8 protein-coding genes are annotated in these 9,704 nt (G+C 64.8%); 6 read left to right on the top strand and 2 right to left on the bottom strand.

The features are described 5' to 3' along the window. Positions 1–349: 349 nt before the first annotated feature. The 3 genes from A5777_RS06210 to A5777_RS06200 are packed head-to-tail and all read left to right on the top strand — an operon-like array spanning position 350 to position 2,701. A complete protein-coding gene (locus A5777_RS06210; RefSeq protein ID WP_064862008.1) occupies positions 350–1,339 on the top strand; it encodes a DUF998 domain-containing protein in 990 nt (329 codons plus the stop codon). Beyond that, positions 1,326–1,895, top strand: coding sequence for a hypothetical protein (locus A5777_RS06205; RefSeq protein WP_082933562.1), 570 nt, complete (start codon positions 1,326–1,328; stop codon positions 1,893–1,895). Before A5777_RS06210 ends, A5777_RS06205 begins: the two co-directional genes overlap by 14 nt. Further along, positions 1,892–2,701, top strand: a complete 810-nt coding sequence (locus A5777_RS06200) for a hypothetical protein (RefSeq protein WP_064862006.1) — start codon at positions 1,892–1,894, stop codon at positions 2,699–2,701. The genes A5777_RS06205 and A5777_RS06200 overlap by 4 nt, the downstream gene beginning before the upstream one ends. 10 nt (positions 2,702–2,711) lie before the next feature. Here A5777_RS06200 and A5777_RS06195 read toward each other — a convergent pair whose 3' ends face one another. After that, positions 2,712–4,763: an acyl-CoA dehydrogenase family protein gene (locus A5777_RS06195; protein WP_064862011.1), complete on the bottom strand. Its 2,052-nt coding sequence runs from the start codon at positions 4,761–4,763 to the stop codon at positions 2,712–2,714. Between the two features lie 203 nt (positions 4,764–4,966). Here A5777_RS06195 and A5777_RS06190 point away from each other — a divergent pair, with 203 nt between their 5' ends. Next, complete coding sequence (locus tag A5777_RS06190) at positions 4,967–6,652, top strand: AMP-binding protein (RefSeq protein ID WP_442903018.1); 1,686 nt, start codon at positions 4,967–4,969, stop codon at positions 6,650–6,652. Positions 6,653–6,656: 4 nt separating this feature from the next. On the opposite strand, the gene A5777_RS06185 is transcribed toward A5777_RS06190, so the two are convergent. Continuing rightward, entirely contained in the window at positions 6,657–7,238 is a 582-nt protein-coding gene (locus A5777_RS06185) for a hypothetical protein (RefSeq protein WP_231894963.1), read from the bottom strand. A 204-nt stretch (positions 7,239–7,442) separates the two neighbouring features. Between A5777_RS06185 and A5777_RS06180 the strand changes: the two genes are divergently transcribed. Further along, positions 7,443–8,132: a TetR/AcrR family transcriptional regulator gene (locus tag A5777_RS06180; RefSeq protein ID WP_064862005.1), complete on the top strand. Its 690-nt coding sequence runs from the start codon at positions 7,443–7,445 to the stop codon at positions 8,130–8,132. A 296-nt stretch (positions 8,133–8,428) separates the two neighbouring features. Beyond that, the gene (locus A5777_RS06175; RefSeq protein WP_064862004.1) at positions 8,429–9,592 is read left to right on the top strand and encodes an acyl-CoA dehydrogenase; all 1,164 of its coding nucleotides are present in this window, start codon (positions 8,429–8,431) and stop codon (positions 9,590–9,592) included. Positions 9,593–9,704 lie beyond the last annotated feature (112 nt).

The raw sequence follows: 9,704 nt of genomic DNA, 5'->3' as shown, positions 1-9,704 counted from the left end.
GAGCGACGGCCGTCACGATCCTGGCGATGACCACGACGATCCACAGCTCACACGCGATGGCCACCGAGTCGGGCAGCTTAGGGCGCTCGCGCTGCCCGTCTGCCTGCGCGGACGTGGGGTCGCGACGCGGATCGAGAAATTGCGACATAGCTCCAGCGTAGTGAACGCAGCTTGGTGCGCGATGAGGACCTGCGCGGCGCGACTGCGTACACAACTTCGACGTCAGCGCGAGGCCACGACAATAATATCGACGGCGGCCCGCTGACGTCACGATTGTGTACACACGTCGGGCCGGACGAGGCGCGCAGGTCCTCATCGCGCACCAAGCTGCGTTCACTACGCTGGAGCTATGTCGCAATTTCTCGATCCGCGTCGCGACCCCACGTCCGCGCAGGCAGACGGGCAGCGCGAGCGCCCTAAGCTGCCCGACTCGGTGGCCATCGCGTGTGAGCTGTGGATCGTCGTGGTCATCGCCAGGATCGTGACGGCCGTCGCTCAGTACCCGACCCTGCGCGACATGATGAACCAGCGAGTCTCCGACCTCCCCGCCGATACCCCGCGCGCAGAGGTAGATCTCATGACGTCTTCGGGCTTCCTGATCGCGATTACGGTGATCACCGCGGTTGTCCTGTCCGCGATCTCATTGACCTTCGTCTGGTTTGTGCGCAAGGGATACAACTGGGCGCGGGTGCTGCTGGGCGCGATGGGAGTCTTCGTCCTCATCGACATGGCCTTCTCGCTGATCGCAGGTGTCGATCCCTGGTGGATCGGAATCCCGCTGATCATCGGCGGCATCGCCGCGCTCGGTGCGACCATCCTCCTCCTGAGACGCGAGTCCGACGCCTACTGCCGCGCGATGGCCGCCTACCGCAAACCGCAACCCACACCGCCCGGGTACCCCGCCCCTCCCGGCCACCCGCCTCAGTACCCACAGACCCCGCCGTACCCGCCGTACCCGCAGTCGCCACCGCCTTACACGCCATACCCGCAGTCATACGGACAGGCACCCGACCAGCAACCTCCCGCCGGCGGTCAGTACCCCGACAACGCCCCCTACGCCCAGGGCTCGCCGACGTCATGGGAAGACGAGGCGCGACGCCGGGGCTGGCAGCCGCCGACGACCGGCGAGTCGGCATCACCCCAAAAAGCAACATCCCAGACCGGATCACTGCAGAAAGATCCGAATACCGTCGGCACGCCGTCGGGAACAGTCCGTGGCGACTACTCTTCCGGAGAAGGGGACCGACCCGACGAGGCACGTCTCCACAGCCACGAGAACGAGTCGACGCCGCGCAGCGAGCCGTCGACAGACAGAAAGCAAAGCAGTGACCCTTCCTGACGCAAGTAACCGCCCGAAAATGGTGACCTGGGCGTATCGATGCTGGATAGCGTCCGGCGTTCTGTTGGGACTGCTCGGTGTCGGCTACATCGTGGCGGGCATCTTCGCCGACGGCCCGACGCTGCTTCCGATCGGAATCGGGATCATCGTGATCGCCGTCGGTGTGGCGTACGTGCTGCTCGGCAGCAAGGCCTACGTTGGGGATGCTCGCTGGCGCTCATCGTTGGCGGCGCTGACGCTCGTCGTTGTGATCATGCTGGTGTTCCTCAGCTTCGGCTATCCCGCCCTCGCGTTCACTCTGCTCGCCGCGGTCATCGGACTCTTCGGATCGTTGCTCGCCTACCGCCCCGAAGCCGACGCCTGGTTCAACGCGGGCAGCCCACCCGAGTGCCCGGAGAAGTCCACGTCGGGCAAGGGCAAAGCGGGCGGCAAGGGGCGCGCCACGAACGGGAAAAGCAGGCCGGGCGGCAAGACGAGACCCGTCGAGAACCGATCGGGTGACAAAAACTCGGCATCCGCGCGAAACAAGCAGGACCGGAAACGGGACATAGCGTGACCTCTGCCGCTGACGATCCCGCCGGTGGCAGCCCAGAAATCCCGAGCGGCAGCGCGGAGTCCTCGGACAGCGCCGTCGAATCTGCCCGTGGTGTCGATGGCAGCACGGCGCCAGCCGATGGCGAGACACCCGACGGCAATCACGACGAATCGGCTGACTCAGGAGAAGTTGCCGACGCAGAAGAGCTCGAAGACCTCGATGGCCCCGACGAATCCGCCGAAGCAGAAGAATCAGCCGACGCGGAGGAAGACAACGCGGCCGAGCAAGACACCGACACCGACGCCGCCCACCGAGCGCACCCGATCCCGGAGCCGGAGGACCGCGGCGAGACGTTGTTCGTCGAGGAGGGCGGTAGCTGGTGGGTCGTCGCGATCGGCCCTGTGCTCGCAGGCGCCGTGCTCGCGGTGGACATCGCCGGCCCCGGCCGTGTGCATTGGTTGTGGATCTCGGTCCTCGGCGCAATCATCACGCTGTTCTCGATCGTCCAGGTGTACGCGGCGCGGCGCCACGTCGGAGTCGAACTGACCGAGACCACGTTGCAGCAGGGGACGCTGCTGATGGCACTCGCCGACATCGAGAAGATCTACCCCGCCAACAACGGCGCCGAACACGAGAAGTGGGAGAGCGCTCCGGCGCTCGGAGAACTCGCGGGGGTTCCGCGACGTCGTAAGGGCGTCGGCGTGAAGCTCGTCGACGGCAAGCTCGCCCAGGCGTGGGCCCGCGACGTCGAACGATTCCGTCACGAGCTCATCGAGGCACACCTTGCGGTGCAGCTCGGTGTGCGCCCTCGGGGGTCGAGCGACTAGACCCGACCTCTCAGTGGTTCTCGATCATCGGCGCGCCCACGAGCTGCTCCGGGATGCCGAATGCGTCGACAAGCGTCCCCGCGTAAGGGCGTAGGTCTTGGCAGAGTTCGTTGACGCCGCGTCGAATCGCCTTGGCGCGCTCGACGGAGATGTGGCGATGCATCATGAACCAGCCGAGGTCGGCCTCGAGCGCGGAGTAGACGAACAGGTCGCACACCTTGCCGAGTACCTCTGCTGCGGCGCGCGAATCGCAGTCGTTGATGGCCTGGACGAAGGCTTCCAGCACGATTCGCTCGGTGCGAGCCTGGCCGACCTTGAGCAGGTGATCCTGCGCGTTGTTGAACACCTCGAACGCATCGTTGTCGTCGTTGGTTGCTCGACGCAGACGCTGCGCGCAGGTGCGCACCAGATGGTCCTCGCGGTTGCGGAACAGTCGTAGCTGAGTACCGCGGTTGGTCAGCGCGGACTTCTCGGTGTCTTCGTCCGAACTCTCCAAGAGTGTCTGAACAACCTGTCGCGCAGCGGTTTTCTCGACGACGACGTCGCGTGCCATCGACGCGATGAACCGCACCCAACCGCCAGCAGAGAGGCCTTGGACGTCGTCGGCGTACGCCGAAAGCACTTCCTTGGCGATGAGCTGGGTGAGCACGGTGTTGTCGCCTTCGAACGTGGTGAAGACGTCGATGTCGCCGCGGATGATCGAGATCTGGTTTTCGTCGAGATAGCCTGCGCCGCCGCATGCTTCGCGAGCAACATTGATCGCGTGGGACGCGTGCCATGTCGCGTACGCCTTGAGTCCTGCGGCGTTCGCTTCGAGTTCGCGCTGGCGACCCGCCTTGGAATCATCGGATGACCCATCGGGTGATTCGGTCGGGGTATCGGACTGCACCTCGTGCAGTTCTTCGGTGAGCTCGTTCTGTGCGAACGCGATGGCATACGATTTCGCGATCAGCGGTAGCAGCTTTCGCTGATGGCCGAGGTAGTCGAGGATGACGATCTCTTCCTCATCGCCCGGAGCGTCGAATTGCCTGCGCACCAAGCCATATCGCGTTGCGATGGCCAACGCTTTACGCGACGCGGCTCCAGCGGTGGCCGCAACCGTGATCCGACCGCGGATCAGCGTGCCGAGCATGGTGAAGAAGCGTCTGTTGGGGTTTTCGATCGGCGACGAGTACGTGCCGTCGTCCTCGACGTCGGCGTACCGGTTGAGGAGGTTGTCCTTCGGGATGCGCACCTCGTCGAACATGATGCGTCCGTTGTCGACGCCGGGCAGACCGCCCTTGTAGCCGCAGTCGCTCGTGGTCACACCCGGCAGGTCGTTGCCGTCCGCGTCGCGAATCGGCACCACAAAGCAGTGCACGCCATAGCTTTCCGGCTCCTGGCCGGGACCTGCGGTGATCAACTGCGCGAAGACCGATGCCATGCGGGCGTGCTCGGCGGCGCCGCCGATGTAGTCCTTACGGGCCGACGGCGTCGGCGAGTGGATCACGAATTCCTTGGTGGTCGCGTCGTAGGTGGCGGTGGTCTCGAGTTCCTGCACGTTGGAGCCGTGCCCGGTCTCGGTCATGGCGAAGCAGCCGAGGAGGTCGAGGCTGATGGTGTCGGCAACGTACTTCTCGTGATGCCTTGCGGTGCCGAGGTTTTCGACGGCTCCACCCCATAGTCCCCACTGCACGCCCGCCTTGACCATCAGCGACAGATCGGCGTAGCCGAGCATCTCGATCGCGGTGATCGACGCCCCGACGTCGCCCGTACCGCCGTGGTCGGCGCCGAATCCGGCCGCTGCGAATCCTTCCTCGGACAGTTCGCGCATCTCGTCGAGGATGCGCGCCCGCGCCTGCTCGAGAGTGCGCGACGGATCGGGCAGGAGGTCGGCGCGGTTAGCGCGGCGTCGAACTTCATCACGGGTGGCCCGCCAGCGCCCGTCGAGGACGTAGCGCAGGTTGTCGACGAGCAGGTCGCGTTCGGCGTCAGACAGTTCGCTGGAGTCGGCGCCTGCCGTGTCGATGCTGGGATCGTCGTCGGTTGCTGGCGTCGAGGGACTCTCGGTTGGGGTCGACATGAGCTCCACGTTACGGATCAGATCCGACACCGGGGGCGATACCCGCAACGAGCTCCCCATGTGGCGCGCGATTCGCTCTGGCCGCAGCTGCTTGCCACCTCCTTCCGGGGGTGGCGTGCGCACGAGTGTGGTCCATATCGTAGGAGCACGTCAACATCGCGGGGCTCACCCGCGTGTCATCGATGCCAAGCTGGGAGAACACCGTGTCGTCACAGACAACCGATGCCGCCGTCACCGCGCAACTCGACGCCGAGTTCGGCCGCATCGACTGCGGGACCGCAAACCGCTCGGAAATGACGCCGCTGCGCTTCTTGCAGCGCTCGGTCGAGGTGTTCGGCGACCGCACCGCCATCCGCTACGGTGCGCGCTCGGCGACCTACACCGAACTCGGCGACGAGGTGCAGCGTCTCGCCCGGGTGCTCGAGTCGACGATCTCCCCGGGCGAGCGGATCGCCTACCTTGCACCCAACGTGCCCGAACTACTCGTCGCGCACTTCGCGGTGCCGCTCGCGGGCGGAGTTCTTGTCGCACTCAACTCGCGCCTGGCAGGCCCCGAACTGGTGTACATCCTCAATCACGCCGGCGTCACCACCCTGTTCTTCGACGCCGAGTTCCGCCACACCGTCGCGTCCATCGCCGACGAGGTGCCCGACGTGACGTCGTACGTCGAGATCACCGATCCCGAGTTCGGTCCACCACCTGCCGACGTCGAATCGTCGGGTATCAGCGGATTGCGTTCGTACGCTGACTTTCTCGCGACCGCCGACACACTGGATTCGACGCCGCTCCCGTGGACTGTCGACGACGAGGACCGCGTCATCAGCATCAACTACACCTCGGGGACGACGGGCAAACCCAAGGGCGTGATGTACACGCATCGGGGCGCCTACCTCAACGCGTTGGGCGAGATGCACCACAACCAATTCACCGGTAGCACAAGATATTTGTGGACTCTCCCAATGTTTCACTGCAACGGATGGTGCACGCCCTGGGCGGTCACCGCGGCGTCGGCGATGCACGTGTGTCTACGCCTGGTGCGAGCCGACGCGGTATGGGACGCCATCGACGACCTCGGTGTCACGAATCTGTGTGGTGCGCCAACGGTTCTCATCACGATCGCCGGATCGCCACGCGCGCACCGCCTGGACGCACCGCTCCGGATCACCACGGCGGGCGCACCACCGTCGCCGACGGTGATCGCGGCTCTCGCCGCGCTCGACATCAGCGTCGTCCACGTCTATGGACTCACCGAAAGCTATGGGCCGTACACGATCTGCGAGTACCAGGAGTCCTGGGACGATCTCGATCCCGCCGACCGCGCGGCGAAGCTGTCACTGCAGGGTGTCGGAATGGTCCAGGCGGAGCCGGCGCGTGTTGTCGACCGCGGCGTCGTGCCACTTGTCGACGTTCCGGCAGATGGCTCGACGATCGGTGAGATCGTGTTGCGCGGCAACAACATCATGGCCGGATACTTCAGAGATCCCGACGCGACGCGACAAGCGTTCGAGGGTGGATGGTTTCACACCGGCGACCTCGGCGTGATGCACCCTGACGGCTACATTCAGCTCCGCGATCGGGCCAAGGACATCATCATCTCGGGCGGAGAGAACATCTCGACGATCGAGGTCGAACAAGCTCTGGTCAGCCACGACGCAGTGCTCGACGTCGCGGTCGTTGGCGTTCCCGACGAGAAGTGGGGCGAGCGGGCCCGCGCGTATGTGCTCCTGAAGGAGGGGCGCTCGCTGAGCTCCGACGAGTTGATCGAGTACGCGCGAACTCTGCTGGCAGGCTACAAGATTCCACGCGACATCGTCTTCGCCGACGAGCTGCCACGCACGTCGACGGGCAAGGTCCTCAAGTTCGAGCTGCGTAAGCAGGCCGTTGACTGAGGGCTCACGCCGGAAAGCGCGTGAGCAGGTCGGCAGCCACGGCCGGCGGCACGAGCTCTTCCGGTATCGCCAGCGATGGCTGGGCGAATTGTCGTGTGCTGACGACGAACACGGTCCGACTGTGCGTGACTGACGTGATGCCCGACGCATGGATCGACGTTGTGGTCGGGCCGACGGAGAGTGTGACCCGATCGATCGAGAACTCCGTGGTCAGCGGAGTGCCCGCGGGCGCATACCGCGCCCACACCGCGCTGACCCGTCGATGACCGAGCCACGGCGCGAGAACCGCGAGCGCGACCAGGACGAACCCGCTGATGATGATCGTGGTCGACGACGAGTCGGGGTCGAGGGCGACGAAGACTGCACCGATGGCGACGAAGAGCAGGCCGAAGCCGCCGATCGCGGCCACCTGGCGGATCAGTTGTCTGCGTCGTCCGAGCGTCAGGGCCGACGCGACCCGGCTGGGAAGGTCGGGGCCCGCGATCATGTGAGCGCGGATGAAGCCGGGCGTCGGGGGTTGCTGGGCAGCCGTGTCGAACCGCGGAACGGGCGGGAGGGTGTCCGGGTCGGATGGTGGCACGGTCACGGGTTCTCCTCCGGTGGCGCTGACGACAAGGAATTCGGCCCGAACTCTAGCCAACACCGCAACGTCGGCGATGGATCGGGACGAACGTTCGTTCACGCGGTCGACGCACAGGCCGGTGTGGTGGCGTGATCCGTTCGTCACCCCACCAACGTGGATGCAGCCCGATGAACGCGAACCACGCTCGGTCGGGGCTAATCTACAAATATGGCACCGAGTGACACCGCGGGAGGGACGATCGACCTCCGAACCCAGGTCGTCGCGGCGTCGATCCGCCTGTTCAGTGAGAACGGCTACGAGTCGACGACGGTCGATCAGATTGCTGCTGCCGCCGGTGTCTCGCGACGAACCCTCTTTCGACAGTTCAGATCGAAAGAGGACATGATCTTCGCCGACCACGAAGAATTGCTGACCGACGTGGCCGCACAACTCGCCGACAGTGACGACGTCGACCCTCCGACTGCGGTGTGCGTAGCGGCCGAACTCGTGTTCACGCACTTCCATAAGACCCGTGACCTGGCGGTTCGACGCATGGACGTCGTATCCAAGGTGCCGACACTGCGAGAGCGTGAGTTGGTGACGACCTATCGGTACCAGCGGGTTTTCGAGGAGCATTTGCGTAGTCGGCTGCCCGATGAGTCGCCGGTCGATATCGTCGCGTTCGCCGCGGCGATCACGTCGGCGCACAACTACCTTCTGCGCTCGATGATCCGCGGCGACGAGGACGCGACACTTGGCCGACTGCGTCGCGACTTGGCGCGCATTCGGATGGCCCTCAGTGCCACCGAGCGGCCCGAGATCGCAGTGATCACCTTTCCCGCGGGGACGTCGGCACTGGAGATCTCACGGGCGGTCAGCGAAAAGATCGGCGCGACGATCCCCGAGTCCGCCACCTGACTCTCGTCTCCGCGGTACGGAGTGCGCGCGAGCGTCGGGCTGAGCCTGGTGACGCTGTGGCCGGCGTCTTGGTGTCGACGAGCGCCTCCCGTGCTCGCTCCGTGCTCACCCCGTCGGATACGGCGATGAACCGCGCCGAAGGAGGGGCGGCAACCGTACCGGATGGGCCTGAACGATGGCACCGAGTGTCGACAACGAGTCGTCAGGGCGAGTAATATGACACTCAGTGTCGCGTTTCGATGAACGCAATATGATCCTGAAAATCAAGTCATCGTCGACTGAATGAGGAGGCCCTCATGGGGTATGCCAACCCCGATTTCGATCTGTTCCAGCTGCCAGAAGAGCATGTCGCGCTGCGCGAAGCGATCCGCGCACTCGCGCTCAAGGAGATTGAGCCCTACGCGGCCGACGTCGATGAGCGCTCACGATTCCCCGAAGAGGCGCTGAAGGCGCTGACTGCGTCCGGATTCAACGCGATCCACGTACCTGAGCAGTATGGGGGCCAGGGCGCCGATTCCGTTGCCGCATGCATCGTGATCGAAGAGGTTGCCCGAGTGGACGCGTCTTCTTCGCTGATCCCGGCGGTGAACAAGCTCGGCACCATGGGCCTGATCCTCAACGGATCGGAAGAGCTCAAGCAGCAGGTCCTGCCCTCCATTGCCTCGGGCGAAGCCATGGCGTCCTACGCCCTGTCGGAGCGTGAGGCCGGTTCCGACGCCGCGGCGATGAAGACGCGTGCGCGCAAGGACGGCGACAACTGGGTCATCAACGGCACCAAGTGCTGGATCACCAATGGTGGTAAATCCACCTGGTACACCGTGATGGCGGTCACCGACCCCGACATGGGTGCTCACGGAATCTCGGCGTTCATGGTGCACAAGGACGATCCGGGTTTCACGGTCGGACCGCTCGAAAAGAAGCTGGGCATCAAGGGTTCGCCCACCGCAGAGCTCTACTTCGAGGACTGCACCATCCCGGCCGACCGCATCATCGGCGAACCGGGCACCGGCTTCAAGACGGCACTCGAGACCCTCGACCACACCCGCCCGACAATCGGCGCGCAAGCAGTCGGAATTGCACAGGGTGCACTCGACCAGGCCATCGAATACACAAAGCAGCGTCGCCAGTTCGACCGCCCGATCAGCACGTTCCAGGGCGTCGAGTTCATGATCGCCGACATGGCGATGAAGATCATGGCAGCGCGCCTGATGGTTTACACCTCGGCCGCCCGCGCCGAGCGTGGCGAGAAGAACCTCGGCTTCATCAGCTCGGCGTCGAAGTGCTTTGCGTCCGACGTCGCGATGCAGGTCACCACCGACGCCGTGCAGCTGTTCGGTGGCGCCGGCTACACGCGCGACTTCCCGGTCGAGCGCATGATGCGCGACGCCAAGATCACGCAGATCTATGAGGGCACCAACCAGATCCAGCGCGTCGTGATGAGCCGTGCACTGCTGAAGTGACGTTCAATCACGTTCGGCTACAACAGAATCAACGACGACGCCCCGCTAGATTCTGGCGGTTTCAAGGGGTCGGCGCAACACTGCTGTTAGTTGGTGGTGATTAGATCACGCA

It is taken from the genome of Gordonia sp. 852002-10350_SCH5691597 (assembly GCF_001665715.1).
GTDB classification, from domain to species: domain Bacteria; phylum Actinomycetota; class Actinomycetes; order Mycobacteriales; family Mycobacteriaceae; genus Gordonia; species Gordonia sputi.
The sequence above is the reverse complement of the archived record's forward strand: the minus strand, read 5'-3'. Positions and strand labels throughout refer to the sequence as shown.

Coding starts and splice junctions, on each gene's coding strand:
- A5777_RS06210 (WP_064862008.1), top strand. CDS start 350: ATGTCGCAATTTCTCGATCCGCGTCGCGACCCCACGTCCGCGCAGGCA.
- A5777_RS06195 (WP_064862011.1), bottom strand. CDS start 4,763: ATGTCGACCCCAACCGAGAGTCCCTCGACGCCAGCAACCGACGACGAT.
- A5777_RS06180 (WP_064862005.1), top strand. CDS start 7,443: ATGGCACCGAGTGACACCGCGGGAGGGACGATCGACCTCCGAACCCAG.
- A5777_RS06175 (WP_064862004.1), top strand. CDS start 8,429: ATGGGGTATGCCAACCCCGATTTCGATCTGTTCCAGCTGCCAGAAGAG.